We start from the raw sequence: 26550 nt of genomic DNA on the forward strand, positions 1-26550 counted from the left end.
GTTTTCCTATGAGAGGAGAGGCGTATGGGCCCAAATACTGGACGTTTATTAGCGAAGAATTGCCTGCCTTAGCGCGATCATTTTTCCCGCTAGCTGAGGAAAGAGAATTGAATTATGTGGCAGGCTTGTCCATGGGTGGCTATGGCGCGATGAAGCTGGCACTTTCACATCCGGACCGGTTTGCAGCAGCGGCAAGCTTATCGGGGGCATTAGATATATCTTACAGAGCATTGAATTTCCCTGACGATTTCAAACTGATTTATGAAGATGTGTCCAAGATCAAAGGCAGCGAGAATGATTTGTTTTATTTGGCAGAGCAGCTGTCAGGCGCGACTAGACAATCCCCTAAGCTCTATCAATGCTGCGGTACGGAAGACTTCCTTTATGAAGATAATATTCGATTCCGAGATTATTGCCGCGAATTGGGCTTGAATCTGACCTATGAAGAAGAGCAAGGCGAACATGAGTGGGGCTATTGGGATCGTAAAATTCAAAACGTATTGAATTGGCTGCCGTTTCCAGCCCGTTCCTAGTGGGAAAATATGTTCTTTTCTTTTTGCAACAAATGGATCACTATGGTATAGTTTCACGTATATAAAACGTAGTTCAAAGTCTCTCAGCTTTGCGAGGAAGCAGTTGGAGGTAATTTGTTTGCTGAAAAAGCTAGTGCCCAGACAATCTGTACATACGATCTACGATATTGATGCCAATCACCTATGGGGATTTGGTGTTCGCGGTATTATAACAGATCTCGATAATACACTCGTAGGCGCACGAGATCCGCATGCGACTCCGGAGTTAATAGAGTGGCTGAATCGTTTGCAAAAAATGGGCTTCAAGGTCGTCATCGTGTCCAATAATAACCATGGACGGGTTTCGGCCTTTGCGGAGCCGCTTGGCATTCCATTCATTCACCGGGCTAAGAAACCAACGAACGTTTCATTCCACAGAGCCATGAAGCTGCTTGGTACGAATGCGAGACAAACAGCTGTCATAGGTGATCAAATGTTAACAGACGTTCTTGGAGGCAATCGGATGGGGCTATACACGATCCTTGTACAACCCATTTCAATTAAGGATGAGGGTTTTTTCACGAAAATCAATCGCCGTATTGAGAAATGGGCTTTAGCAAGGATGAAGAAATAGGAGGATTCATGAGTACAGAAACGATTAATCATTGTGCGGGATGCGGCGTATTGCTGCAAACGGAAGAAAAGGGCAAGCTGGGCTTTATCCCGGCTGAAGCGATGCAGAAGGAACCGGTTATTTGTCAACGCTGCTATCGCATCAAGCATTATAATGAATCTTCTAGTATCACTCTGCAGCAGGACGACTTCCTTAAATTACTTGGACATGTCGGTCAAACCAAAGCGCTAGTTGTGAAAATCGTAGATATTTTTGACTTTGAAGGCAGTATGATTAGCGGTCTTGCACGTTTTGTGGGTACGAATCCTGTTCTGTTAGTCGTAAACAAGATTGATTTGCTGCCTAAAGTGACGAACGCAAACAAGATTATTAACTGGGTACAGCGAAGAGCCAAGGAGGAGAACCTCAAGGTTGTTGATATCGTTCTTTGCAGCGCGAAGAAAAACATTGGCTTCGATCGTGTTATAACAGCTGTACAGGAATACCGCGGCAACATGGATGTCTATGTGGTCGGTGCAACGAATGTCGGTAAATCGACGCTCATTAATCGGTTAATCAGTGATTACAGTGATTTGGAGTCGGAGCTTACGACGTCACAGTACCCTGGTACAACACTTGATCTGGTCAAAATCCCACTGGATGATGGTCGGTTTATTGTGGATACACCAGGAATCGTGCACACTCATCGTTTAACTGAAGTCGTGAAAAAACGTGATTTAGCTAGAATCATGCCAGACAAACCGCTTAAGCCGATGGTGTTTCAATTAAATGAAGCGCAAACGTTATTTTTTGGCGCCTTAGCTCGATTTGATTTTATTAGCGGTGAACATCAATCATTCACTTGCTACACGTCCAATGCCATTCAAATTCATCGCACGAAGCTCGAAAAGGCTGATGATTTGTATGTAGAACATAAAGGTGTCATGCTTGCGCCACCAAACCTAGCGGACTTGGACGAGCTGCCTAAGCTTGTGAAGCATCCGCTGCATATTCCGAAGGGGAAACAGATGGATGTGCTGATCTCTGGTTTAGGCTGGATTAAAGTGAATAGCTTAGCTGGAGCTCAGCTTGCCGTTCATGCGCCGAAGGGGATTAAGGTTATCACGCGTGAGTCGTTGATTTAGGGGGACAAGTGGAGAACATGGAGAAAATCCGGACGATTGATAGTCATACCATTCTATACGGGGTTTTCGGCGATCCAATACGGCATTCCCGTTCCCCGATTATGTTGAATCGGGCTTTTCAGGAAGCGGGCATTAACGCAGTTTACGCTGCTTTCCACGTTCGTCCTGATGAACTAGGGGAAGCTGTTCGCGGGATACGGGCATTAGGATATCGAGGTATCAACGTAACGATTCCGCATAAGGTGGAAGTTATGCAGTACTTGGATGAAATCGATGAAGGGGCTAGGATCGTTGGGGCGGTGAATACCATCGTTAATGAAGCTGGCAAGCTCATCGGTTACAATACGGACGGTATTGGCTATGTGCGATCGCTCAAGGAAGAGACGGGTATTGAACTGAAGGGGAAAAGCGTTCTTCTCCTTGGGGCTGGTGGAGCTGCCAGGGGCGTTGCCTATGCGCTTGCCAAAGAAGGAGCTCGCCGTATCTATATCGCGAATCGTACCAAAGAACGCGCCTTGGAGCTTGCTGATACGATTAGCAGCTACACGGAGGCGATTGGACTTGGCATAGACGAGCTAGGACCTATTGTAGATGAGGTCCAATTCGTTCTGAATACAACTTCGGCCGGTATGCATCCTCATGTTGATGAAGTTCCGTTACCGCTTGAACTTCTACGTTCGCATCATCTGGTCAGCGATCTCATTTATAATCCGCGAATTACAAGATTTCTTCGTGAAGCGGAAGCAAGAGGAGCCCGCATACATGGCGGACTCGGTATGTTTATTTATCAAGGTGCTTTTGCCTTTGAATATTGGACTGGCACCCCTGCGCCCGTTGCGGCCATGAGACAGGTGGTAGAACAGTCTTTAACTGAATAAGAATGAATAGAGGGACATCCATGTTAACAGGCAAACAGAAACGTTACTTGCGCTCAATGGCGCACCATTTAGATCCGATCTTCCAAGTAGGTAAAGGCGGCGTGAACGATCATTTAATCCGTCACATTCAAGAAGCTTTGGAAGTTCGTGAATTGATTAAAATTACTGTGCTCAACAATAGTGGAGAAGACCGCGACGAGGTCGGCACTGAATTATCCGAAAAGTCTGGCGCAGAGCTCGTGCAGGTTATCGGTAAAATCGTCGTGCTTTACAAAGAATCGCGTGACAAGAAGAAGATTGAACTGCCGCGCTAAAGAGGTGGATATATGCTTGTCGGAATAATGGGTGGCACCTTCGACCCTATCCACAGCGGTCATCTGATCGCGGCGGAAAGAGCGAGGGTGGAAGCAGATCTCGCCGAAGTGTGGTTGATGCCGGCAAATGTGCCGCCGCATAAGCCAAATGCGCCGAAAGCAACGACGGAGCAGCGCTGGGAGATGGTTTGTCTTGCTGCGGAAGGCAATCCTTTTTTTCGTCCAGTTGATATCGAAATCAGCAAAGGCGGCGTATCATATAGTATCGATACGATTGAGCTGCTCACCAAGGAATATCCAGGTACGGAATTTGCTTATATTATAGGTGCCGATATGGTTCAATTTTTGCCGCAGTGGCATCGCATTGATGACATCGTGCGGCATATTCGCTTTATTGGATTAGCTAGACCTGGCTATGAACTTGATATGTCACATATGCCTATTAACATTCGTAATCGTGTAACGATTGTACCGATGCCGCTTGTTGAAATTTCGTCAACAGCTATTCGAAAGGAACGGCAAAGGAACGGTTCTGTCCGTTACCTTGTCCCAGACTCGGTGAATCTTTATATGGAGGTGAACCGGTTGTATGAATCGTGAAGAACTGATAACGGCGGTAAAGGAACAAATGCCTGAACGACGCTGGCTGCATACACTCGGTGTCATGGAAACTAGCATCATTTTGGCGAAGCGTTTTGGTGGAGACCCGGTCAAAGCTGAACTGGCGGCTATTTTACACGATTATTGCAAGTATTGGCCCATTCAGGAGCAAGCTAAGATTATCCGCGAGAACGGATTGCCCCAGGACTTACTGGACTATGAGAAGGAGCTATGGCATTCGCATGCTGGTGCTTTTATCGCTAAGGAGCAATTTGGCATCCATGATGAGGAGATACTGGATGCAATCCGGTATCACACCTCCGGTCGTGTTCAGATGACATTAATGGACAAAATCGTATGCTTAGCAGATTATATGGAGCCTGGACGTGATTTTCCGGGTGTTGATCTCATTCGCGAACTCGCTAAGCGAAGCCTAGAGAAGGCGCTGGTCGCTGGTTTTGATTCCACGATTAGCTTTTTAATTGCCAAAGGCAAACGGATTTATCCGCTTACTATTTTGACTCGAAACGATTTGATTACACAATTAAACACATAAACCTTGGAGGATGATTGAATGAGTAAAAACCCAGAAGAAGTTTTGGCTTTTGTTGTTGAGGCTGCTGAAGATAAAAAAGCGGCAGAGGTGGTAACCCTGAACTTGAAAGGCGTGTCCTTAATCGCCGATTATTTTGTTATTTGTCACGGGAATTCCGAAACACAAGTGCAAGCGATTGCCGGCGAAGCTAGAAAGAAAGCGCATGAGCACGGCGTTAATATCAGAGGCTACGAAGGTATTGATACAGCAAGATGGGTTCTGCTTGATCTAGGGGATGTTGTTCTTCATGTCTTCCACCGCGATGATCGTGAATATTATAATATCGAAAGACTTTGGTCCGATGCCAAAGTTGTGGAGCGCGTATGAGAATGGAAGCAGGATCCCTTGGTACCCTTGAGGTAGCGAGGGAGGTTCCTCCTAATGGTTATTTCCTTACAGACGGCCAGCAGGATGTTCTTCTGCCTTATGCAGAAATCGTAGGCAAGATTGGGCCCGGTGATCAAGTTGAAGCGTTCTTGTTCCACGATACGCAGGATCGATTGATGGCTACAATGAAACGTCCACTTCTTCTCATGGGTAAAGTAGGGCTTCTGGAAGTTGTCGATATTCACCCTAGATTTGGATATTTTCTGGAAATGGGACTGGGTCGCAACTTATTGCTTCCTTACCGACATGTGCCGGAGCTCGAAGAGCTGCGTCCTCAAGTAGGGGATAAAGTCTTTGCAACATTAGCTCATGATCGACAAGGACGTTTGATTGCTAAGCTGGCTCTAGAGGAGGATCTGGCTCCTCTTTGCGTTCGTGCACCCTCGAGTTGGAGTAATCAATGGGTCAAAGCACGTGTGTACAGACCGCTGCAAATTGGTACCTTTGTCATTTGCGAAGCAGGAGTCCTTGGCTACGGTGTTATTGGACTAATCGCTGCTCCAGAACGGACACGCTTGCTGCGTGTAGGTGAGTTAGTTGAAGTACGAGTCGCCTTCGTCCGAGAAGAGGATGGGCGGGTCAATCTATCGATGCGGCTTCGGAAGGAGAAAGGGCGCGATGAAGATTCAGAGCGCATTTTGAGTGTTCTTCAAGAACGGCCTGGCAATGCGATGCCATTTTCGGATAAAACGTCAGCAGATGTCATCAAGGATCGATTTGGCCTAAGTAAAGCGGCTTTCAAACGCGCATTAGGCAAGCTTATGAAGGACGGGCTCATTTATCAGGAAGATGATTGGACCTATCTGAAGCAAGAGGAGACTCAAGGTTAAGATGAGTTATGAAAAATTCGCGTACACCTATGATCGTTTGATGAATAGCATGCCGTATGAAGATTGGCTTCGTTTCGTTAAAGAAAGCTTCAATCGATTTGGTATGAAACCATCTACGATTGTTGATTTGGGCTGTGGTACCGGGAATTTGACGATTCCTTTAGCCATGGAAGGGTACCAGCTGACAGGTATCGATTTATCTGAAGACATGCTGGCAGTCGCCGAGCAAAAGACGGGGGAGCTAAGAAGCCAGCTGCGCGGTGGAGCCATTCATTGGGTACAACAGGATCTGCGTGAATGGGACCTCGGTGAACAAGTAGATGTCGCGCTTTCGATCTGTGACAGTCTCAACTATTTGTTAGAGGAAGAAGATATCGTGGATGCTTTCCGCCAAACCTTTGAGGGGCTTAAGCCAGGCGGTCTTTTCCTTTTCGATGTGCATACACCTGAGCAGTTGTTCGCTTATGCAGACTCTCAGCCTTTTTTCCTGAATGAAGAAGATGTTGCCTACATATGGACAAGCGAGTTGGATGTAGAAAGAGTGCAGATTGAGCACGAGTTGACCATATTTGTCAAAGATAGCGGCATGAATACTTTCCGACGCATCGATGAAACTCATCAGCAGCGAGCTTATTCTTTGCAATGGCTTAAGGACATGCTGCTTGCTGCTGGCTTCACTGAGGTGCATATGGCTGCCGACTTTACTTGGGAGCAACCTACCTTTATGACGGAGCGAGCTTTCTTTATTGCAAAGAAATAACGACAATGAAGTCCATTGCGGCTTGACAGTGCGGCATTATTTTACATATAATCAAAGCTAATTAGATTAAAGCTTAGAAGAGGATTAGTAACTTGTACAGCATCTCTCAGAGAGCCGGATGTAGGGTGGAAGCCGGTAGATGTCAGTCTTGTGAACTCGCCTTGGAGCTAGAAGGTGAATCGCCATTTAAAGCGGAGAGACTTTGAGCAAAGCTCGAAGATCCCAAAGCGGATTGAACTTTGAACTACGTTCAAAGATCCCTATAAATGGTGCTAGCCGGATCGTCTCACCCGCGTTAAGGGGCAGAGTGAACACAGGCAAAGAATGCCCTCGTGTTAACTAGGGTGGTACCACGGGAATTTAACCTCTCGTCCCTAGCGATATCCGCTAGCGATGAGGGGTTTTTTGGCGCTTAAAGCGCTTTGAATCATGAAGAGGATGGCTGTACACAGGGAGGATTTTGCACATGACACAGGAAACGAAAGAAACCAGAGAAACAAAAGAAACAAAAGAGCAGCAAGGTTATAATCCACAAGCCATTGAGCCGAAATGGCAAGCTTATTGGGATGCGAAGAAAACATTTAAGGTGCTAGAAAATTCGGATAAACCGAAGTTTTATGCGCTGGATATGTTCCCATACCCATCTGGAGCTGGTCTTCATGTAGGACATCCAGAAGGCTACACAGCAACGGATATCGTTTCACGTTTCAAACGGATGAGAGGCTTTAACGTCCTTCATCCAATGGGATGGGACGCTTTTGGACTTCCTGCTGAGCAGTACGCATTGGATACGGGAAATGATCCGCGAGAATTCACCAAGAAGAACATTGATACATTCCGTCGTCAAATTAAATCACTAGGTTTCTCGTACGATTGGGATCGTGAAATTAGTACAACAGATCCAGAGTATTACAAATGGACACAATGGATCTTCATCCAGTTGTACAATAAAGGACTCGCTTATGTGGATGAAGTGCCCGTAAATTGGTGTCCTGCGTTGGGGACTGTTCTTGCAAATGAAGAAGTGATTGACGGTCTGAGCGAGCGCGGTAACCATCCCGTTATTCGTAAGCCGATGCGTCAATGGATTCTGAAGATTACTGAGTACGCTGAACGTCTTCTTGAAGATCTTGAGGAGCTGGATTGGTCCGAAAGTATTAAAGATATGCAGCGTAACTGGATTGGTAAATCAACAGGCGCAGAAGTTCAATTTGCGATTGAAGGACACGATGAGAAGAGTCTGACGGTATTTACAACACGTCCAGATACGTTGTTCGGCGCTACGTACTGCGTACTGGCACCTGAGCATGAGCTGGTTCAGCAAATTACAACTGGCGATCAAGCTGCTGCGGTCAAGGAGTACCAAGAAAAAGCTTCTCGCAAAAGCGATCTCGAGCGTACGGATTTGGCCAAAGACAAAACGGGTGTTTTCACAGGGGCGTATGCGGTCAATCCGGTAAATGGCGCGAAAGTGCCAATTTGGATTGCTGATTACGTGCTTGGCGGTTACGGTACGGGAGCAATCATGGCTGTTCCAGGACACGATCAACGTGACTGGGAGTTTGCGAAACAGTTTGATTTGCCGATTATCGAAGTCGTACAAGGCGGAAATGTTGAGAAGGAAGCTTATGCGGGGGATGGCGAACACGTCAATTCCGGTCCGATTAATGGCATGAACATTGAACAAGGGATCAGCCATATGATCGCTTGGTTAGAGCAAAATGGTAAAGGCCGAGGCAAAGTAACCTACCGTTTGAGAGATTGGCTCTTCAGTCGTCAAAGATATTGGGGAGAGCCGATCCCTATTCTTCATCTTGAAGATGGCACAATGAAGCCTGTTCCCGTGGATCAACTGCCACTCTTGCTGCCACAGGTCGATGAAATTAAACCATCAGGTACAGGAGAATCACCGCTTGCGAACGTATCCGAATGGGTAAACACGATTGATCCAGAAACCGGCATGAAAGCTCGCCGTGAAACGAATACCATGCCGCAATGGGCCGGCAGCTGCTGGTACTATTTGCGTTTTATTGATCCGCGTAATGATAAAGAGTTCTGTTCGCATGAGCTTCAGCAGCAATGGCTGCCTGTAGATCTTTACATCGGTGGAGCCGAGCATGCTGTACTTCACTTGCTGTATGCGCGTTTCTGGCATAAGGTACTTTATGATCTTGGTTTTGTTCATACCAAAGAGCCTTTCCATAAGCTCGTAAACCAAGGGATGATTCTTGGCGAAAACATGGAGAAAATGAGTAAATCTCGCGGTAACGTTGTTAATCCGGATGATATCGTCAACGATCAGGGGGCTGACACACTGCGTATTTATGAAATGTTCATGGGACCTCTTGAAGCTACAAAACCATGGAATACAACAGGTGTGGATGGTATTTATCGTTACTTGAATCGTGTGTGGAGGCTGTTTGTTGACGAGAATGGTCAAATAAACACTAAAATTAGCGCCGACGAATCATTGGGCAGTGATGCATTCAAACGTACTTGGCACCGGACGATCAAAAAAATAACCGAGGATTTCGAAGCCCTTAGGTTTAATACGGCGATCAGTCAAATGATGATTTTCGTTAACGAAGCCTATAAAACAGAACGTTTACCGCTTGAAGCGATGAAAAATTTCGTTCAGATGTTATCTCCAATTGCACCGCATCTGGCTGAAGAACTTTGGGAGAAGCTCGGCGGCACAGAATCAATTACCTATCAGCCATGGCCAACCTACGATGAAGCGTGGACAGTCGACAATGAAATTGAGATTGTTGTACAGGTCAATGGTAAAATTGTTGATCGTGTGCTGATTTCCAAAGATACAGATGAAGCAGCGATGGAGAAAATCGCATTTGACCTTGATAAAGTCAAAGAAGCGACCGCCGGAAAGGCCGTTCGCAAATTGATTGTTGTAAAAGGCAAATTAGTAAATATTGTTGTAGGATAACAAGGGAAGGTGGCAATTTGGGAAGGCTGCTGCTACAAAGTAAACAGCAGCTCAGCCTTCTCAATGTCTTCTTCATATTTGGCATGTGTAGCAGAGATGACACTCGAGAATATTCCCGCAAGCTCGTCGTCCAAAATACGTAATCCTTCCTCTGTAATTCCACCGGGTACCGATACGCGTTTTTGCAGAGTAACAGGGTTGAATCCTCCGGTCGTAAGCAGCTTTCCTGTGCCTAGCGTCATTTCACTGGCAAGTAAGGTAGCTTCCTCAATTGAAATACCGGTTGCCTGGACAGCTGCATCAATGAAAGATTGCAGAAATTTGGCAAGAAATGCGGGACCGCAGCTGGATATGTCAGAAGAGATCCGCGTAAAATTTTCGGAAACACGAATTGGTGAGGAAATATGCGCAAACAGGTTCTCAAGCCATTCTTTGTCCTCGGGCTGCATTCGATTCCCATGAATACATAGTGTAGCACCGCTTAACACATAGTTCGTGATACTTGGGATAATCTTACTGATTTTCGCCGGCAGAAGACCTTCCAAATGTTTGAGCAGGACAGGGCTTGTGATGGATACGATGAGTTGAGAGGGAAGCACGTCCTCTTTGATTTCATCAATAACCTTCTTGAATTCAAACGGCTTCACACATAGAAAGATGAGATCGCTCCCCAGTACGACTTCTCTATTCGACCCGGCAACATGTAGTCCAGGATATGTCTCCGCAAGCAGCTCAACTTTACGAATCGTTCGATTTCCCGCAATAATTTGCTCCGGATTGAAAGCTCCAGAATGAATGAACGCTTCAATCAGAATACTTCCCATACTCCCAGTACCGATGAATCCTGCTTTCATCCAGTAATCCCTCCCGAAAAAAATCAGTCACTTTCTTTCATAGTTTATGGAACGGGGTTCGTTTTAATTGCCATGCCATTCGGATGCTTTTTCATGTATATGTTCATATGTCAGCAATTATGTTTGGAAAGCTTAAGATGCAAGTTTTGATGAAGTAAAACTCTAAAGTTAATGCTTACGAAGTTAGTTTTGCTAAGGCAAAACTCTGAAGTTCATGCTTACGAAGTTAGTTTTGCTAAAGCAAAACTCTAAAGTTCATGCTTACGAAGTTAGTTTTGCTAAAGCAAAACTCTGAGGAGGGAATTCGTGGATTTTTTAGGTTCCAAAAGAGGAAGGATATTGCTCATGATGGCAGTGATCTGTTTATTTGCTTTTGTCGTTTGGCCATTCCTTCGTGGAGGCAGATCTTTGATTCAGACAGATTTTATGCCTATGAACACTCAAATGCAAGCTATGATTTCTCAAAATGGTGAGAAGCCGGTACCTGAGGTGAAGCAAAGAAAATCAGACCTGAAATCTACTATAAACACAAAATCGAAGGCAACCATAGACGCTGAATCGAAGACAACGATTGACTCAGAATTGAAAGCAACCATAGACACAAATCGGAAGACAACCATAGAAACTGAACCAAAGACAACCATAGAAACTGAACCAAAGACAACCATAGAAACTGAACCGAAAGCAACGGGAGACATAGAACCGAATGCAACAATACCTGCGTTTTCAGCAATACCAACGCATTCTATGGTATCTAATGAAAAACAGGAAGTTAGTTTGCCAGCAGCGCGGTCTGCTGGTCAATTGGATCTTAATACAGCTACTATCGAGCAGTTAGATGGGATACCGGGAATTGGAGAGATCAAGGCAAAGGCTATAATGAACTATCGATTGAAGAAGGGGCGATTTAGCCGGATTGAAGAGCTGGTGGAGGTAAAGGGCATCGGGGACAAAATGCTCGAGAAGTTGAAAGCATTTCTTTATGTAACTTCGCCATAGTCCTTTCTTTTCTTTTATTTTGCTAGGAAATATGAGAGAATACTAGAAATGAAAATAAGGATCCGATGATTTTACAGGGGTCTTCGGAAGGAGGAGTCAGCATCCGTTATGAGCAACCGAAAAGATTGGGATACTTATTTCCTCGATATAGCTTACATGGCATCAACACGATCAAGATGCAATCGCAGGCATGTGGGCGCAGTGTTGGTTCAGGGTAAGAAGCTTCTTGGAACAGCTTACAATGGTGCGCCCATGGGTGTACCCGATTGCACTGAGGCAGGCTGCATGCTTGTAGAAGAAATTGAGCTGAAAGTGGTGGATGATACCGAGGAAGTTATTCGTAAACAACGATGCATTCGTACGATTCATGCAGAGCAAAATCTACTGCTGTTTACGGATCGCGAAGATCGCGAAGGATCGACTGTCTATGTGACAGATCAGCCTTGCTGGACATGTGCGAATATGCTGGCCAACAGCGGTGTGACGGAAATCGTTTTTCATCGCGGATACCCTAAGGATCATGAGAAAGTAAGCCATTTGATGGAGGACAGAGGTATCGTTTTCCGTAGAATGGAAGGATATGAACCTCCGCCTGGTACTGTATCAGATGTCGTGAATTAAATAGATCTACTGAAGTAAGAGGAAGAACCTCTTTCTAGAAGCAGCCTATGGGGCTGATCTGGGAAGAGGTTTTTTTGTTTGTACTAAAATTGGGATTCAACGTCAAATACGCTCAATTGAGATTTCCTCTGAATGAATCCATGATGTTGCAGAAAGTGCAACAATTTCTGCCTAAATCTCGCCTTCTTCCTTTGTTGTTGCATATTGTACAACAATTTGGTCCTAAACAGGCTATTTCGTAACAAATGGGTCGAATATGTTGTACAAAATGCAACTTTAAGTAGCAAAATAGCCTTTTGGCGTGTAAATTGTTGCAGGAAATACAACATTGGTAACCAACTTAGACTATCTACCTCTGAAAAAACAGCAATAAGACTCTAAAATCGGATTATGAGTCATTCCTACTATTTCTGAAGTGGCATAATTAAAATCGATTTTATGACATTCAAGAGGAGCGGGAGCAAATACATATGCAAATGCTAATGAAACGACCAGTTGTTATAGGTTGTTGTCTGTGGATAACTGGCTATACGCTGGCGCTATATACGGACCTGCGGTGGTTATCTTTGATGACGAGCGCGCTGCTGTTAGCCGCGCTTATCGTCATCTTCGTACTGCGGCTGCCTGGCAGACAGCCGCTGTGCGCTTTCCTGCTGGTCGGAGTAGCCTATGGCTACTTCCAATGGACCGACCAGCGCAACGTCTCTGCGCTGCTGCCGCTGGCGCAGCAGCAGCAGCGCCTGGACGGCAGCGAGGTCACGCTGCTCGGCCGATTCTCCAGCCCTGTCACCGTAGACGGCGACAGGGCCAGCTTCACGATGGAAGCGGAGTCCATCCGCTTCCAGGGCGCGGAAGCTTTCCCGCTCGGCGGGGAAAGCGTGCAGGTCTCGCTGCGCCTGCTTCAGCAGGAGCAGCAGGCAGTGGCGTCGGGCTGGCGCCGAGGCGACGCCCTGACGCTGCACGGGACGCTGCGCAGCCCGTCCCCGGCCCGTAACTTCGGCGGCTTCGACTACCGCCGATACCTGCGCCTTCACCACACACATTGGCTGCTATCAGCCAAAGGGGTGGATCAGGCGCAGGTCGAGCCTGCGGCTTCGCGCTTAAGCGTCGTCCAGCTGCTGCTGCGCCGGAACGACGAGCTGCGCGGTGCCCTCAGCAGGCGTATGGACCTTATCTTCCCCGCGCCGCAGGCGGGGTTCATGAAGAGCATGCTGATCGGTCAGACGGACGATCTCGATCCCGAGCGTTTCCAGCAATTTTCAGAGCTGGGATTGACCCATATTTTAGCGATATCCGGCTTGAATATTGCTGTATTTCTTGGTGTTTGCATTTGGATCATGCGCCGATTAAAGCTGGCGAAGGAGACTTATTTGCTAATCTGTATATGGTTATTGCCGTTCTATATCCTGCTGACTGGTGCTTCGCCATCCATTGTTCGGGCCGGACTCATGTCAATTATTGCCCTCTATGCAGCTCGGCGAGGTCTGTTAAAGGATGCATTGCATATTATGGCGATTGTCGCATGGATCATGCTTTTGTGGGATCCATACTTCCTGCTGGATGTCAGCTTTCAGTTATCTTTTCTGGTTACACTGGGTCTCATTGTTGGGGTACAAAGAGTCAATGATTTATTCATTCCTTGGATTTCTTCCCGAATAATTAGAAATACGGCCTCCATCACGCTGGTTTCCCAAATGGTATCTTTTCCTATATCCATTTATTATTTTAATCAGTTTTCTTTATTGTCTTGGCTAGCTAATGCCGTCTTGGTTCCTGTTATTAGCATGATTGTATTCCCCGCTGGCCTGCTTGCTTTAGTTCTGGGAATAGTCTATGTTCCTGCTGGAAAAAGCATAGGTTTGCTTATTTCTTGGTTAAACGAAGTGATTTTCTCGATGACAGACAAGCTTCAGCATTTAAACCAGTTTAAGACGCTGTGGCCGTCGCCAAGCTTACCCTGGATTGCCTTTTATTATGCTTTTCTCATTTTGCTTTATGGATTATGTCAGCGCTTGTCGCAAGATGCTGGAGGAGAGGCTCCGATTATTTTGGTAAGTATCAAAGGTAAAAAGAAAATGAACTTATCGAAATGGTTAGTTTGTACGACAGGAGGTTTCCTCCTATTGCTTTGGATGGGGTATTCGCCAGAGCGCTTCGATCGATCCGGTCTCGTTCAATTTATCGATGTAGGTCAAGGTGATGCTATTCTGATTCGAACGCCTTATGGCCGACATATTCTGGTTGATGGAGGAGGGACGCTTACATTCAGGAAACCTGGCGAAGCTTGGAAAATTCGTGAAGATCCGTATGAAGTTGGCCAAAAGCTGCTCGTTCCGCTGCTTAAGAAACGTGGTGTTCATCAACTAGATCTCGTAGTTCTCACACATGAAGATGCGGACCACAGTGGCGGTCTGCAGGCTGTTATTGCGCAAATGCCCGTCAAGCAGTTTCTCTTTAATGGAACGCTCAAGCCAGGGGCAAGCCTAGAGAAATTATTTGACACTCTGCTAAAGCGAAAAGTGCCGCTTTTGCCTGCGAATGCAAGCAATTGGATTCAGATTGATCCGCTTACCAGATTGCAGGTTCTGTACCCTTTGGAAAGAGATAATCGAATTATCGAAATTGTCAAAGAACAGAATGCGCAGTCCGTTGTTTTCTTGCTCGAGATGCAGGGGACGCGTTGGTTATTTACGGGGGATATGGAGAAAGAATCTGAAGAAGTTGTGGTCGATTATTTAAAAGAACATCCTTCGTTAATTGACCTAGATCAACATATAAATCATAAGGTCGATGTACTGAAAATTGCTCATCATGGCAGCAAAACATCCACGACACCAGGGTGGCTGGACTATTGGAAGCCTTCATGGGCCGTCATATCCGTAGGCAGTATGAATAGTTATGGTCATCCAGCACCTGATGTGTTAAGGCGTTTGGAAGAAAATGAGGTGCAGGTGTTACGTACAGATCAAATGGGGGAAGTGCAGCTTGAAGTCCGCAAAGAGGGTATTTACTCCCGTATAAAAATAATGGATTAAACGACATCTGAATGATCTCTACCCAGAGTTGTTCGAATGTGGATCTTTATGTTCTTCCCCTATAGGTTCCTGCTTCCATGGTGGATCACCATGCATATGCAGCTCTTTGTATATCCAATGAATTCCGAAGGGAATCCCTGGTCCCAATCATTTGCTATTGGTAAGAATTAATCGGTTATGGCATTTTCTTAGGCGGTACTACCCAAACATAGTACTTTCCCTTCTTTTAAAAAAGCTTACAATGGAGAGTAATTTGATGGATGAGAGAGAGGGGAGAGCGGTTTGTGAGCCGAAGTTGAAACTAATCGGTCTGGCATACGTCTAATAACAAGTGTATTTATTTCAGGAAGTTTGTTATTCTGGTAGTTGCAAGATTGCCATCGTTTTTTTATTCTAAAAGAGTTGCAACCTTATGAGACGCTGCTGCGTCTGTAAGATTGCAAGAGGGAGGGATCCCAGTGGTAGCACCCGAACTGGTAAGATCTGCACAAGCCGGTGATCGTGATGCTCTCATTACCCTATTGCGAGAAATTGAGTCTCACGTTTATCGAACCGCTTATTATATTTTGAATAATGAACAGGATGCCCTCGATGCTTCACAAGAGGCACTCCTTCGGATTTATACAAAAATTAATTCCTATGAAGAAAAAGCGCTCTTCAAGACGTGGGTACAGCGGATTGTAACGAATATCTGCATCGATAAATTTCGCAAAGCGAAACCAACGGTTTCGATTGATGAGCATGATATGACCTTTACAGCGGAGCATAATGTTGAACAGGAAATGTTAATTGGCTACTTAGCCAAAGATATTAGAGAAGCAATCGAAAAGCTTCCCGAACACCATCGATCTGTTGTTGTTCTCCGTTATTTGCAGGACTTTTCGTATCATGAAATTGCAGAATCTCTCAACCTACCCTTAAATACGGTGAAGTCTTACTTATTTCGAGCTAGACAGCAATTACAGTCGCTGCTCCAAGAATATCAGAAAGGAGGTGTTCGGGGATGAATTGTCAAGAGGTGATGGAATTTATGCAAAGACAGCTGGATGGGGATTTAGATGCAAAAGAGGAAGATGAGCTTCATGCTCACCTGATGCATTGTTTGGACTGTGCACAGATGTTTGAACGTTTACAAAGATTGTCCGATGAACTGACCCAGTTACCGAAGGTCATTCCTCCATACAGTTTGGTCGATGCTATCATGCCGCAGCTAGCTGATATAGATAGACATGCCGCGGCGTCCATTACCGACAAGGTGGCTGCTTTCGGTACTAATGCCAGCCAGACAACATCTGTGCAGCCTCCCAAACTCCCTTGGACACGCCGTTTAGGATTACAGTTCTCCTGGAAATTCGCAGGTGGTGTCGTTGCCGCTGGTCTCATCCTTGGTTTCTTCGCATTCAATCTGAAGCATCCTATTCTGGATCAAGCAGATGGTTGGCTGCAGCCAAAGGCTGCATCTGAAAAACATAGTGCCGGACAAATGCAAAGCACGACGGCCTCCGATTCAAACGCTGCACAGGATGCTGGCAAGAAGAAGGCGGCAGATCGTGCAGACACGAAGCAGGCGGCACCAAATGCCCCAGCTGCTAAGTCAGATGGGCAAGTGAATGTACAGCCAGAAGCAACAGTGGGAAATGGGCAAGTAGGGCCGCAAGCTACAACAGATGCGAAGTTGGAGGTGCCGCGAACGCTGAGTTCATCTGAGACCAAGAAAGGTACGGATGGTTTGCGCCAAGCACCTTCTACCTCAGAGCCTGAACGGCTCAAAGATCCGGCTTCTACGGGGACTAATAGGAAGAATGAATCGGACCCTGCATCGACGAATCCGCCAGAGGGCAGTATAACTTCAAATAAGGTACCGGAAGAGCAGAAGGTATTGAAATCTACCGATCCAACACCTGCGTCAGCTTCTAAGAATGGTGGAGCAACGAGTGATGTCGGAGGCATATATTCTTTGACCGCTCCGAACAGTGCGAATTCGTTGAAATCAACTACAGGCGTTTTCGAGGCTTTTGTTGAAGAGCAGCATGTCGTAATCCGAAACAGCACTACCAAAGAAGTTGTTTTGGCGTCCAAGCAAGTTTGGAAGACGGGTGATCTTATCACGCTAGTGGAATGGTCTAAGGATGACAAATTATTTTACCAAGTTCAAAGCGAAGGCTCTCTTCAAACTTTTCTCATCGATTTAAATACGAAAGAGGAAGCAGCTAAGTAAATTTGTGAGGCGAATGCACCAAAGTAACGCTTCTAGCGTATGTTGTATGATAAGGAAGCGGCAATGCTTTGGTGGATTGTCCACACGGTATAAGGTTTCTAGAGCCTTTAACCGGTGTTTAAATAGACAAACAAAGGGATTACCTCAAGGTCTTCGGGCTTTGACGTAATCCCTTTGTTGTTGGTAAAATGTAAGCAAGGAGTGAACGCTAGCTATGGACGCAAAGAGAGCATTGAAAGATATACAAGCAGGGCGCCCTGCACCTGTTTATTTGTGCTACGGCCCTGAGAAATATAAGATGAGGGAATTTATTCAGGTTCTAACGGATTTGCTCATTGAGCCCGAACACAAAGAATTTGCAGTGAGTAAATTTGATTTAAGCGAAATTAGTCTCTCTGCGGTGCTGGAGGATGCGGAGACCCTTCCCTTTATGGTTCCGAAGAAGCTGGTCATCGCGAAGAATGCGCTGTTTTTCACAGGGGCGAAGGAAAGTTCGAAGATTGAACATCATTTGGATCGTTTGACGGATTATTTGAAATCTCCAGCGGAACATACGGTTGTGGTGTTTACGGTAGATGCAGATAAATTGGACGAGCGTAAGAAGATTGTGAAAGCGCTCAAGGACCTTGAAGCGGCGGTTCCCTTCTTATCACTGAGCCCGGAAGAATTGCAGCAATGGGTAGCCAAACAAGCCCAGCAGCTGGGTTTTTCGTTCACGAGGGAAGCCGCCGACCAACTGATCTTATACACCGGCGGGAATTTGCAATCCTTATCGGCAGAGATTGAGAAGATTTCTTTATATGTAGGAGCCGGTGCTGAAGCATCGGTTGATGTCATTGATCAATTGGTGGCCCGCAGTACAGAACAGAACGTCTTCATTCTGATAGAGGACATTGTAAATGTCAGGCTGGAACGTGCCTTCGTTATTCTCGAGGAGCTGCTGAAGCAGCGTGAGGAGCCGATCAAGATCGCGGCGCTCATCGCTAGACAATTCCGCATTATGCTGCAGGTGAAGGAGTTAAGTAAACAGGGCTATTCCCAGCAGCAAATGGCTTCACAGATCGGTTTGCATCCCTTTGCCGTGAAGGTGGCTGAAGGGCAGGCACGTAAATATGATATTGAGAAGCTGAGCCGGATCATGTCGCAGCTTGCGGATCTTGATTTCCAAATGAAAACAGGGAAAATCGATAAAGTGTTAGGTTTAGAGTTGTTCCTTCTTAGGCTTGCTTCTTAGGTTTGCTGCCTAGGAGGACAGCCTTTCGAACAGTAAAAAGTCCAGCTCTCTGTGATAGAGAACTGGACTTTTGCTTTATGTCCGTTTTATTACGCTTGAGCCGTAAGAGCGTTCAGCTTTTTAGCCAGACGGGACTTCTTGCGGTTAGCGGCATTTTTATGGATTAAACCTTTAGAAGCTGCTTTATCTAATTTCTTGGAAGCGTTAATTAGAGCTTCTGGGCTTACAGCAGTTTCGAAAGCTTTCACAGCAGTACGCAGAGCGGACTTTTGGGAAGCGTTACGAAGACGGCGCTTTTCGCTAACTTTTACTCGTTTAATAGCGGATTTAATGTTTGGCATGAAATTCACCTCCTACTTACAAAACACGTTCAACGTTACATTTGTATGTTTGCTGACAACTTTAAGTATTCTACCATGCAACAATTGAAAATGCAAGACCTGTCAATAGGTTTTCAGTGGTCTGCTTTTTTGCATAAGCGGTTGTAAATCGTAGCACAATAAGGGATGCAATGCACCCAAGGATAACGGCTAAGCTGTCCTCCAAGGACAGGCGCGTTTACCCAGAAATATGCAAAGCTTATCATGTGAAACATATAAATTTTTATATTTTGAGAAAGGGGAACTTCAATGGAATTAGGCTCTTTTACAACACATACGGATCTTGCGTTAGATGCAAGGGATATGGCTCATGCAGCCAATCAGGGGCAACCGATACCTGGCATTGAACAGGAGTCGACGCGTGAAAACGGGATACGAGTTACCAAGATCAACGTTCTAAACGAAGAGGGCTCCAAAGCGCTTGGTAAGCTTCTCGGACATTATATAACGATAGAAGTGCCAGCACTGCGGGAGAAAGATAGCCAATTACAGGACCGCGTCGCTACGAAATTGGCTCAAGAGTTTGAACAGTTTTTGCGTGAAATCGGCATCCCCAAGAATGCAAAAGCGCTCATTATCGGTCTAGGCAACTCCAATGTGACGCCCGATGCGCTCGGTCCTTTAGTTGTGGATAACGTGATGGTTACACGTCATTACTTTGAACTAGTTCCAGAAGACGTTAGTCCTGGGTATCGAGCGGTTAGCGCGGTAGCGCCAGGAGTGCTAGGAACAACGGGGATTGAGAGCAGTGACATCGTTCAGGGGATTGTCGATATGTCCAAACCTGATTTCATTATTGCCATCGATGCGTTGGCTTCCAGATCCTTAGATCGGGTCAATACAACCATTCAAATTGCAGATACAGGCATTCATCCCGGTTCAGGTATTGGAAATAAACGCAAAGGGTTAACCAAAGAAAACCTTGGCATTCCTGTGGTAGCTATTGGAGTCCCGACCGTTGTGTACGCATCGACCATCGTGAATAATGCTTTTGACTTGATGCACAAGCATTTTAGCCAGCAAACAAGCAACACAGGGCAGATTCTAGGACTTCTTGACAATATCCACGAAGATGAGCGGCTACTGCTGGTTAAAGAGGTGCTGAACCCCGTAGGACACGATCTGCTTGTCACGCCGAAGGAGATCGACCAGTTTATTGAAGACATCGCCAATATTATTGCTAGCGGCTTAAATGCTGCCTTACACGATGCTGTAAGTGTTGATAATGTAGCAGCCTATACGCACTAAATGATTGTAAGAACTGAGTCCGCTAGTTTGTTGGAGGCAGTTCTTTCTTTTTGTCCATTTTTACGTAATTTGGAAGGAATAAGAAGGGGGGCGTCGAAATAAAGGACGATCAACTTAAATGAGGACGTGGTTCTGTTGAGCAGCGCACATAAAGCGAAGCTATTCATAGGGTCTTCTGCTGAAAGTGTTGAAGTAGCAGAGGCTTTGCAATCTAATCTCCATTTTTCATTTGATGTAACGGTTTGGAGTCAATTGCTGTTCCCTCCTTCACATACAACCTTGGCTCCGCTTATTAAGCAGGCGAAGTCTAGTGATTTTGCTATCTTTGTCTTTCAACCGAATGATTTGACGCTTTTGAGAGATTCACTGGTTAGCACCGTACGTGATAATGTTATTTTGGAACTGGGTCTATTTATTGGACAAATAGGTCTAGAGCGTACATATTTTCTTATTCCGGAAAAAGAAAAATTACACATAGCCTCCGATTTAATCGGCCTAACCCCGCTTACCTATGATGCGAATCATTCCTCTGGGCTAATGGCTGGCCTTGGACCGGCAACTTTCGTCGTGAAGCAAATGCTCAAAGAGTTAGGGCTGAGAGAGAAATGAGACCAAAGATATTTATAGGTTGCTCCCCTTCAAGTTCACTATGGGCTGAATTCTATCAAGCGCAGTTGTCCTCTTCATCCGAGGTTACGGTTATTAATCAGGGTGTGCTTACGGCGTCCAATCATAAATTGAAAATGCTAAAAAAGCACATCGAAGAGACGGACTTTGCCCTTCTTATTATCACGCATGCGGATTGTCATGATCCCCTGGTTTACGGGAATATACTCGTATTGATAGGGCTTTGTATCGGAGAATTGGGCCACAGCCGCACGTTCATTGTGATGTCTAAGGATTGTGAACTGCCAGAGTATCTTGAGGGTTATAATCCACTGCGAATCGATGATCAACAGGACGTTTCGGGAATCGCGGAGCTTGCAGGCCCTCACCTTTACCCGATAAAGCATAGTATTGGTGTTCATAAGATTCGTTTCAAGTTATCCGATATGAAAAAGAACGATGCGATACGCAGCTTTTTGTTCGACGCCTTAGATTCGCTTAGTGTTTCTAGTGTGGATTATGACCGTGTATTGGATAAATTCCATAAGACATTTGATACCAATTGTGGTATAATTGAGCTTCAAGAAGTGACAGCGGCAACGCTATTTGAGCTTCTCGAGGATGGTGTCACCTTGCAGCAGTTTGGCCGTGCCGGTCAGGTTAGCAACAACCATAGTTTCAACGTCAATGACCCAACTAGCTATCTAGCCGAATGTTACCGGGGCAAGGATACGAACATCTACCTGGGGCAAGCCAAGGATAAAGAAGATGGTGAGTTTGAATACATTTACTGCATTAAGCTGCATCCGACCATTGTTTCATCCATACATTTCAAAACAAGGACGGATATTCCTGCGCTTAAATCTCATCAAGTTATGATGGAGTTATCGGAAAGAAATGCGAAGCTCGTGTCTTCACTCAAATCCATTGTGAAAGGAAGGATTATTTATGCTGAAGCACATGAAGAAAGTTCGTAACCGACCAACCACAGACAATAAACATAAACAGAGTGACAAGACGCTGCTCAAATTATATAACGGACCCACTGTTCTGAATAAAACAAGCGGGGTTACGATTGTGGCCAAAGGGTCATTTGATTTTGAATCCCTCGCGTAGCAGTAATAAGATAAACGTAAGAACCCCGTGAGGGGTTCTTTTTTGCGTTTAAGCATTAATAATGTTGGATTTGGGGTAAGCGAAGCTTACCCCTTATTTATTGAGCCGCTGCGAAAACGGATGTATTCACCGCTAAATTGCGCCCAGACAAGGCAGAAAAGGCCGTCTCGAAGGCCCGTATGGAGCGAAAGTGGCGTGAGACATCAGAAAGGGATGTCTCAGCTACTGAGAGTAATCGAGTTGGCGGGTTTGCGTCCTGAGAAAGTAGAAAAGGCTGTCTCGGAGGCCCGTATGGAGTGAAAGTGGCGTGAGACGTCTGAAAAGGACCACTCAGCTGCTGAGAGTAATCGAGTTGGTGGGTTTACGCCCTGAGAAAGCAGAAAAGGCCGTCTCGAAGGCCCGAATGGAGCGAAAGTGGCGCGAGACGTCAGAAAGGGATGTCTCAGCTACTGAGAGTAATCGAGTTGGCGGGTTTGCGTTCTGAGAAGGCAGAAAAGGCCGTCTCGAAGGCCCGAATGGGGCGAAAGTGGCGTGAGACGTCAGAAAGGGATGTCTCAGCTACTGAGAGTAATCGAGTTGGCGGGTTTGCGTCCTGAGAAAGCAGAAAAGGCTGTCTCGGAGGCCCGTATGGAGTGAAAGTGGCATGAGACGTCTGAAAAGGACCTCTCAGCTGCTGAGAGTAATCGAGTTGGTGGGTTACGCCCTGAGAAAGCAGAAAAGGCCGTCTCGAAGGCCCGTATGGAGTGAAAGTGGCGTGAGACGTCTGAAAAGGACCTCTCAGCTGCTGAATGAAGGCAAGTTAGTGGGTTTGCGCTCTGACAAGGCAGAAGCATTTCCCTCTATCAGAAAAATTCTAGTGTTTTGGTTCTATCGGCGGAGCTCGTTTCATAGAGTTAAGTAAGATAGATTAGGAGGAATCAAACTATGAAATGGACATCAGCTACTTTGAATCTCAGCCATGTTCGGAAAACGTTTCAGAGCGCAAGTTCCGTCGGAAAAACATTTATTTTACTTAGTTTCGGCACCTTAGCTTTATTTTTTCTTATTGGCGTAGGTGGCTTCTTGCAGAATAGAGTTATGACGACTTCGCCAGTTTCATCTATGAAGAGCTTAGCTGCATCTGTCACAAATCAATTTTTTATCGATATGCTGGGCATGGAAGTGCCTCATCTACATAAAGATCAGAAGAAATTTACATTTTCTCAGCATAATGTGTTTCATTTCGCTTTTCAGTTCATGACGGACATTAATCCCAGCGATCCCAAAAGTCTCGTGGCTAGTGAAGTTCCAGGTATGGATGCAAATAAAACGACGGTCTTGGTGAAGGGGACTGAATCGAATCCCAGCGATCCTATTGATTACAATCCAAACTCCCAGGATTTAGAGGCAGAGGCGAAGAATCCTCAGCTGACTCCATCACCAGAACCCTCACCTGTTGGTGGTGCCTCCCCAATCACAAACCCAACCGGACAACCGCCCAGAACCGCGGGGGAAAATATAGCTTTCATTTATCAAACGCATAGCAATGAGTCTTTTTTGCCGGAATTAAGAGGTGTTACAGATCCTGACAAGGCTTATAGCGATAAGGTGAATGTCATTTCTGTAGGTCAACGATTAGCTCAAAATTTGGAGAAGGACGGCATCGGAGCCGTACATTCAAAGACGGTCTATCCAAGTATAGTCAAAAATTTCGAATATCCATACTCCTACAAATATTCCTTGAAAACGCTGCAGGAAGCTGCTGCTTCTCATCCGGATTTGCAATACTATTTCGATATTCATCGGGATTCCGCTGCTCGTAGTAAAACGACCGCAACCTTCGACGGCAAAGATTATGCTCAGGTATATTTCATCATTGGCGGTAAAAATCCGAATTGGAAAAAGAATGAGGAATTCGCGAGCAAGATTCATCAGGCGTTAGAAGCCAAGCATCCCGGCATATCCAAAGGCATTCATGCGAAAGAAGCCAGTGAAGGCAACGGATTATATAATCAGAACTTTTCGCCTAATAATATATTGATCGAAGTCGGCGGTCCGTACAATTCACTCGAAGAGTGCTATCGAACAACAGATTGGTTGGCAGATGCAATTTCAGAAGTCATTTTGAATGCGAAGAAAGTGGATGCACCTGCGGTTACCCCAAAGCAGTCGTAGAAGCAAAACTTTAAGGAATATGCTTACGATGCCAGTTTTTTACGAAAACTTAAGCATATGCTTTCGATGTCAGTTTTGCTAAAGCAAAACTTTAAGGAGGATCTCAAAATGAGGCTGAGGCATTTTTATGTGAAAGCAGGCTTGTTTGGACTCTTGCTGTTGTTCTGTATATTATTCGGAGTCAGCTTGGCGTCGAGCGGTATGGACCGTATACAAGGGCCTCAGCCAACCTCTAAAGCTGCACAGGAGCCTGCTGTCAAAACGCCACCTGGGAATGTAACCACAGTTAAGACGTCGCCAACGCCATCTCCCAAAGGAGACGCAGCAGCGAAAGCTAATACTGCCGTAAAACCGCAAGCTGAAAAGAAGACGGAACCGGTTGCTGATCACGATAATTCATTGAATCATGTCGGGAATAAATTAGGGGACTTTCTGCAGATTGCTTCGCATCACGGAATTAAGTTATTCGTGTCCTTGTTCGATGCCATCTTAGGGAAAGGTTAAGGGGTACATTGCTGCAACTTCCTACAACTGCTATAATGAAAATTATTTGCATGTAGTGGGGGTTAGTCTTTAGCATGACGGACATTCGAGAAAGACAACAAAGAATTCGCAACTTTTCAATTATCGCTCACATCGATCATGGCAAGTCAACACTTGCCGACCGCATACTGGAATATACGGGCGCGTTATCATCGCGTGAGATGCAGGAGCAAGTGCTGGACCAGATGGATTTGGAGCGGGAACGCGGAATTACGATTAAACTTCAGGCGGTTAGATTAGCTTATCGTGCTGACAATGGCATCGATTATATTCTTAATTTAATTGATACACCGGGACATGTAGACTTTACTTACGAGGTATCCCGAAGCCTTGCAGCTTGTGAAGGGGCTCTGCTGGTTGTAGACGCTGCACAAGGTATCGAAGCGCAAACGCTTGCTAACGTGTACCTGGCATTGGAAAATAATTTAGAAATTTTACCTGTTATCAATAAAATCGATCTGCCTAGTGCTGATCCTGATAAAGTAAAGCAGGAAATCGAGGATGTTATCGGACTAGATGCCAGCGAGGCTGTCCATGCTTCCGCGAAAGCCGGTATTGGGATTAAAGAGATCATCGAGCAAATTTGCGAAAAAGTACCGGCTCCGCAAGGAAATCCGGACAACCCGCTCAAAGCATTGATCTTCGATTCTCATTACGATAGCTACAAAGGTGTAATCGTATATGTGCGCGTCGTTGATGGTTCGATCAAAGCGGGCTCCAAAATTAAAATGATGGCGACGAACAAGACATTTGAAGTCATTGAAGTCGGAGCTTTCAAACCGAGAATGTCATCCGTTCCTTCCCTTGAGGTTGGAGATGTAGGATTCGTTGTAGCCGGTATCAAAAACGTAGGGGATACACGAGTCGGGGATACGGTCACGGAAGCGGATCGCCCGGCTTCAGAAGCGCTGCCAGGTTATCGCCGGATCAACCCGATGGTGTTCTGCGGACTGTATCCGATCGAAACAACGGATTACAACGATCTGCGTGAAGCTTTGCAGAAGCTGGAGCTGAATGATGCTTCTCTGCGTTTTGAACCGGAAACATCGACAGCTTTAGGTTTTGGCTTCCGCTGCGGATTCTTGGGTCTTCTGCACATGGAAATTATTCAGGAGCGGATTGAACGTGAGTTCAATATTCCGTTAATTACGACGGCGCCAAGCGTTATATACCGCATCACATTAACGAATGGCGATGTGATGGAGATCGATAATCCATCGAACTATCCAGATCCACAGCGAATTGACTTCGTCGAAGAGCCTTATGTCAAGGCATCGGTTATTGTTCCGAATGATTACGTTGGAACGATTATGGAGCTTTGCCAAGGCAAACGCGGTGAATATTTGAACATGGAATATCTGGATACCAATCGTGTGACATTGACGTACGAAATTCCATTATCCGAGATCGTATATGATTTCTTCGATATGTTGAAGTCAAGAACAAAGGGCTATGCTTCATTTGACTATGAAGTATCCGGCTACAAGAAATCGAATCTCGTGAAAATGGACATTCTTTTGAATGCCGAGCAGGTGGATGCTCTCTCCTTTATCGTTCATCGTGATACCGCGTATCATCGTGGCAAAATTATTTGTGATAAGCTGAAGGAACTGATCCCGCGGCAAATGTTCGAAGTGCCGATTCAAGCGGCGATTGGACAAAAGATCGTAGCGCGTGAGACGGTTAAAGCGATGCGTAAAAACGTACTCGCCAAATGTTACGGCGGTGACATTTCAAGGAAACGTAAGCTCCTCGATAAGCAAAAAGAAGGTAAGAAACGCATGAAGCAAGTCGGCAGCGTAGAAGTGCCGCAAGAAGCGTTCATGGCTGTTCTCAAAATCGACGAATAGCTTGTAATGAAATCGAAGAATAGATGGAAATGAATGAGAAGCTGGGGTGGCAGAGTAACTCTGCCCCTTGGCTTTTTCTTAGTTGATACAAAGTTATACAAAGTATAAGTTTTA

At 45.6% G+C, this 26550-nt stretch carries 25 protein-coding genes, 1 pseudogene and 1 other annotated feature; of the genes and pseudogenes, 24 read left to right on the forward strand and 2 right to left on the reverse strand.

Going from position 1 to position 26550, the window contains the following annotated elements:
• Positions 1–20: 20 nt before the first annotated feature.
• The 11 genes and pseudogenes from ASG93_RS31070 to leuS all read left to right on the forward strand — a co-directional run.
• Positions 21–533: pseudogene (locus tag ASG93_RS31070) on the forward strand (alpha/beta hydrolase); the annotation flags it as partial.
• A gap of 118 nt (positions 534–651) precedes the next feature.
• Positions 652–1146 (forward strand): YqeG family HAD IIIA-type phosphatase, encoded by a 495-nt coding sequence (locus ASG93_RS31075; RefSeq protein ID WP_171643686.1) that lies wholly within the window; start codon positions 652–654, stop codon positions 1144–1146.
• Between the two features lie 8 nt (positions 1147–1154).
• Positions 1155–2270, forward strand: coding sequence for a ribosome biogenesis GTPase YqeH (gene yqeH, locus ASG93_RS31080; RefSeq protein ID WP_056838585.1), 1116 nt, complete (start codon positions 1155–1157; stop codon positions 2268–2270).
• Positions 2271–2287: 17 nt separating this feature from the next.
• Entirely contained in the window at positions 2288–3148 is an 861-nt protein-coding gene (aroE, locus tag ASG93_RS31085) for a shikimate dehydrogenase (RefSeq protein ID WP_056838587.1), read from the forward strand.
• 20 nt (positions 3149–3168) lie between these two features.
• The gene (gene yhbY, locus ASG93_RS31090) at positions 3169–3462 is read left to right on the forward strand and encodes a ribosome assembly RNA-binding protein YhbY (protein ID WP_029193567.1); all 294 of its coding nucleotides are present in this window, start codon (positions 3169–3171) and stop codon (positions 3460–3462) included.
• 12 nt (positions 3463–3474) lie between these two features.
• Positions 3475–4062 (forward strand): nicotinate-nucleotide adenylyltransferase, encoded by a 588-nt coding sequence (locus tag ASG93_RS31095; protein ID WP_056838590.1) that lies wholly within the window; start codon positions 3475–3477, stop codon positions 4060–4062.
• Positions 4052–4618, forward strand: a complete 567-nt coding sequence (gene yqeK / locus ASG93_RS31100; RefSeq protein ID WP_056838593.1) for a bis(5'-nucleosyl)-tetraphosphatase (symmetrical) YqeK — start codon at positions 4052–4054, stop codon at positions 4616–4618. The genes ASG93_RS31095 and yqeK overlap by 11 nt, the downstream gene beginning before the upstream one ends.
• An 18-nt stretch (positions 4619–4636) precedes the next feature.
• Complete coding sequence (rsfS, locus tag ASG93_RS31105; RefSeq protein WP_056838594.1) at positions 4637–4984, forward strand: ribosome silencing factor; 348 nt, start codon at positions 4637–4639, stop codon at positions 4982–4984.
• On the forward strand, positions 4981–5874 hold the full coding sequence (locus ASG93_RS31110) for a S1 RNA-binding domain-containing protein (RefSeq protein ID WP_056838596.1): 894 nt from the start codon (positions 4981–4983) through the stop codon (positions 5872–5874). The genes rsfS and ASG93_RS31110 overlap by 4 nt, the downstream gene beginning before the upstream one ends.
• Before the next feature lies 1 nt (position 5875).
• On the forward strand, positions 5876–6634 hold the full coding sequence (locus ASG93_RS31115; RefSeq protein ID WP_056838598.1) for a class I SAM-dependent DNA methyltransferase: 759 nt from the start codon (positions 5876–5878) through the stop codon (positions 6632–6634).
• Between the two features lie 65 nt (positions 6635–6699).
• Positions 6700–7013: a binding site (T-box leader), on the forward strand.
• 87 nt (positions 7014–7100) lie between these two features.
• Complete coding sequence (leuS, locus tag ASG93_RS31120; protein WP_056838600.1) at positions 7101–9578, forward strand: leucine--tRNA ligase; 2478 nt, start codon at positions 7101–7103, stop codon at positions 9576–9578.
• Between the two features lie 32 nt (positions 9579–9610).
• Here the strand turns inward: leuS and comER are convergent, their stop codons facing one another.
• The gene (comER, locus tag ASG93_RS31125) at positions 9611–10432 is read right to left on the reverse strand and encodes a late competence protein ComER (protein ID WP_056838602.1); all 822 of its coding nucleotides are present in this window, start codon (positions 10430–10432) and stop codon (positions 9611–9613) included.
• 306 nt (positions 10433–10738) lie between these two features.
• On the opposite strand from comER, the gene ASG93_RS36060 reads away from it, so the two are divergent.
• The 6 genes from ASG93_RS36060 to holA all read left to right on the forward strand — a co-directional run bounded on the left by ASG93_RS36060 (position 10739) and on the right by holA (position 18539).
• Positions 10739–11431: a helix-hairpin-helix domain-containing protein gene (locus tag ASG93_RS36060; protein ID WP_056838605.1), complete on the forward strand. Its 693-nt coding sequence runs from the start codon at positions 10739–10741 to the stop codon at positions 11429–11431.
• Positions 11432–11539: 108 nt separating this feature from the next.
• Positions 11540–12052 (forward strand): deoxycytidylate deaminase, encoded by a 513-nt coding sequence (locus tag ASG93_RS31135; RefSeq protein WP_056838607.1) that lies wholly within the window; start codon positions 11540–11542, stop codon positions 12050–12052.
• Between the two features lie 470 nt (positions 12053–12522).
• Positions 12523–15087 carry a DNA internalization-related competence protein ComEC/Rec2 gene (locus ASG93_RS31145; protein ID WP_235551024.1) on the forward strand — a complete coding sequence of 855 codons (2565 nt, stop codon included), beginning with the start codon at positions 12523–12525 and terminating at the stop codon, positions 15085–15087.
• Positions 15088–15545: 458 nt separating this feature from the next.
• Positions 15546–16094, forward strand: coding sequence for an RNA polymerase sigma factor (locus tag ASG93_RS31150; protein ID WP_056838612.1), 549 nt, complete (start codon positions 15546–15548; stop codon positions 16092–16094).
• The gene (locus ASG93_RS31155) at positions 16091–17305 is read left to right on the forward strand and encodes a zf-HC2 domain-containing protein (protein ID WP_056838614.1); all 1215 of its coding nucleotides are present in this window, start codon (positions 16091–16093) and stop codon (positions 17303–17305) included. The genes ASG93_RS31150 and ASG93_RS31155 overlap by 4 nt, the downstream gene beginning before the upstream one ends.
• 214 nt (positions 17306–17519) lie before the next feature.
• Positions 17520–18539: a DNA polymerase III subunit delta gene (gene holA, locus ASG93_RS31160; RefSeq protein WP_056838616.1), complete on the forward strand. Its 1020-nt coding sequence runs from the start codon at positions 17520–17522 to the stop codon at positions 18537–18539.
• Positions 18540–18628: 89 nt separating this feature from the next.
• Here holA and rpsT read toward each other — a convergent pair whose 3' ends face one another.
• Positions 18629–18880 (reverse strand): 30S ribosomal protein S20, encoded by a 252-nt coding sequence (rpsT, locus tag ASG93_RS31165; protein WP_028557986.1) that lies wholly within the window; start codon positions 18878–18880, stop codon positions 18629–18631.
• A gap of 288 nt (positions 18881–19168) precedes the next feature.
• Here rpsT and gpr point away from each other — a divergent pair, with 288 nt between their 5' ends.
• The 7 genes from gpr (at position 19169) to lepA (ending at position 26436) form a co-directional block, all read left to right on the forward strand.
• Positions 19169–20167, forward strand: coding sequence for a GPR endopeptidase (gene gpr, locus ASG93_RS31170; RefSeq protein WP_056838618.1), 999 nt, complete (start codon positions 19169–19171; stop codon positions 20165–20167).
• 135 nt (positions 20168–20302) lie between these two features.
• Positions 20303–20776 carry a nucleotide-binding protein gene (locus tag ASG93_RS31175; RefSeq protein ID WP_052228179.1) on the forward strand — a complete coding sequence of 158 codons (474 nt, stop codon included), beginning with the start codon at positions 20303–20305 and terminating at the stop codon, positions 20774–20776.
• On the forward strand, positions 20773–21750 hold the full coding sequence (locus tag ASG93_RS31180) for a TIR domain-containing protein (RefSeq protein ID WP_056838620.1): 978 nt from the start codon (positions 20773–20775) through the stop codon (positions 21748–21750). Before ASG93_RS31175 ends, ASG93_RS31180 begins: the two co-directional genes overlap by 4 nt.
• On the forward strand, positions 21722–21889 hold the full coding sequence (locus ASG93_RS35585) for a hypothetical protein (protein ID WP_154669530.1): 168 nt from the start codon (positions 21722–21724) through the stop codon (positions 21887–21889). The genes ASG93_RS31180 and ASG93_RS35585 overlap by 29 nt, the downstream gene beginning before the upstream one ends.
• 924 nt (positions 21890–22813) lie before the next feature.
• Entirely contained in the window at positions 22814–24043 is a 1230-nt protein-coding gene (gene spoIIP, locus ASG93_RS31195; RefSeq protein WP_056838626.1) for a stage II sporulation protein P, read from the forward strand.
• Positions 24044–24151: 108 nt separating this feature from the next.
• Entirely contained in the window at positions 24152–24547 is a 396-nt protein-coding gene (locus ASG93_RS31200; protein WP_056838628.1) for a hypothetical protein, read from the forward strand.
• A gap of 74 nt (positions 24548–24621) precedes the next feature.
• Entirely contained in the window at positions 24622–26436 is a 1815-nt protein-coding gene (gene lepA / locus ASG93_RS31205; RefSeq protein WP_056838630.1) for a translation elongation factor 4, read from the forward strand.
• Positions 26437–26550 lie beyond the last annotated feature (114 nt).

The sequence above is a fragment of the Paenibacillus sp. Soil787 genome (genome assembly GCF_001429545.1).
Lineage (GTDB): Bacteria > Bacillota > Bacilli > Paenibacillales > NBRC-103111 > Paenibacillus_E.

Bases quoted from the DNA above. Each gene is read 5' to 3' on its own strand.
- rpsT (WP_028557986.1), bottom strand. From the start codon at position 18,880: ATGCCAAACATTAAATCCGCTATTAAACGAGTAAAAGTTAGCGAAAAG.
- spoIIP (WP_056838626.1), top strand. From the start codon at position 22,814: ATGAAATGGACATCAGCTACTTTGAATCTCAGCCATGTTCGGAAAACG.
- ASG93_RS31110 (WP_056838596.1), top strand. From the start codon at position 4,981: ATGAGAATGGAAGCAGGATCCCTTGGTACCCTTGAGGTAGCGAGGGAG.
- ASG93_RS31155 (WP_056838614.1), top strand. From the start codon at position 16,091: ATGAATTGTCAAGAGGTGATGGAATTTATGCAAAGACAGCTGGATGGG.
- gpr (WP_056838618.1), top strand. From the start codon at position 19,169: ATGGAATTAGGCTCTTTTACAACACATACGGATCTTGCGTTAGATGCA.
- ASG93_RS31200 (WP_056838628.1), top strand. From the start codon at position 24,152: ATGAGGCTGAGGCATTTTTATGTGAAAGCAGGCTTGTTTGGACTCTTG.
- ASG93_RS31095 (WP_056838590.1), top strand. From the start codon at position 3,475: ATGCTTGTCGGAATAATGGGTGGCACCTTCGACCCTATCCACAGCGGT.
- ASG93_RS31115 (WP_056838598.1), top strand. From the start codon at position 5,876: ATGAGTTATGAAAAATTCGCGTACACCTATGATCGTTTGATGAATAGC.
- lepA (WP_056838630.1), top strand. From the start codon at position 24,622: ATGACGGACATTCGAGAAAGACAACAAAGAATTCGCAACTTTTCAATT.
- aroE (WP_056838587.1), top strand. From the start codon at position 2,288: ATGGAGAAAATCCGGACGATTGATAGTCATACCATTCTATACGGGGTT.
- comER (WP_056838602.1), bottom strand. From the start codon at position 10,432: ATGAAAGCAGGATTCATCGGTACTGGGAGTATGGGAAGTATTCTGATT.
- ASG93_RS31135 (WP_056838607.1), top strand. From the start codon at position 11,540: ATGAGCAACCGAAAAGATTGGGATACTTATTTCCTCGATATAGCTTAC.
- holA (WP_056838616.1), top strand. From the start codon at position 17,520: ATGGACGCAAAGAGAGCATTGAAAGATATACAAGCAGGGCGCCCTGCA.
- yqeH (WP_056838585.1), top strand. From the start codon at position 1,155: ATGAGTACAGAAACGATTAATCATTGTGCGGGATGCGGCGTATTGCTG.
- ASG93_RS31180 (WP_056838620.1), top strand. From the start codon at position 20,773: ATGAGACCAAAGATATTTATAGGTTGCTCCCCTTCAAGTTCACTATGG.
- rsfS (WP_056838594.1), top strand. From the start codon at position 4,637: ATGAGTAAAAACCCAGAAGAAGTTTTGGCTTTTGTTGTTGAGGCTGCT.
- yhbY (WP_029193567.1), top strand. From the start codon at position 3,169: ATGTTAACAGGCAAACAGAAACGTTACTTGCGCTCAATGGCGCACCAT.
- ASG93_RS31145 (WP_235551024.1), top strand. From the start codon at position 12,523: ATGCAAATGCTAATGAAACGACCAGTTGTTATAGGTTGTTGTCTGTGG.
- ASG93_RS35585 (WP_154669530.1), top strand. From the start codon at position 21,722: ATGCTGAAGCACATGAAGAAAGTTCGTAACCGACCAACCACAGACAAT.
- leuS (WP_056838600.1), top strand. From the start codon at position 7,101: ATGACACAGGAAACGAAAGAAACCAGAGAAACAAAAGAAACAAAAGAG.
- yqeK (WP_056838593.1), top strand. From the start codon at position 4,052: ATGAATCGTGAAGAACTGATAACGGCGGTAAAGGAACAAATGCCTGAA.